1 pseudogene is annotated in these 290 nt (G+C 41.7%); it reads right to left on the bottom strand.

The features are described 5' to 3' along the window. Positions 1-21 precede the first annotated feature (21 nt). A pseudogene (locus tag PZE06_RS28840) lies at positions 22-290 on the bottom strand (MazG nucleotide pyrophosphohydrolase domain-containing protein); the annotation flags it as partial.

The following is a 290-nucleotide window of genomic DNA, read 5'->3' as shown; positions in this document are numbered from 1 at the left end:
CTTCACCACCTCCTCTTAAGTCTCTGCTTGACTATCAGCAAACACATGGGGATGACGACTCACCATTTTCTCACTTATCGCTGCAATCACATCATCGATCGAGAAAAAACCATCGTCTTCTCCAATTTGTGCATGGAGCATTACTTGAAGGAGCACATCCCCTAATTCTTCAATCATATGATCGATGTCCTCTTCATCTTTCGCTTCAATTAATTCGTAACTCTCTTCAATCAAATACTTATTCAAAGATTGTTGCGTCTGTTCCTTATCCCACGGACAACCGTTTGGAC

The organism is Robertmurraya sp. DFI.2.37 (genome assembly GCF_029211245.1).
GTDB lineage: Bacteria > Bacillota > Bacilli > Bacillales > Cytobacillaceae > Robertmurraya > Robertmurraya methanolica_A.
The sequence above is the reverse complement of the archived record's forward strand: the minus strand, read 5'-3'. Positions and strand labels throughout refer to the sequence as shown.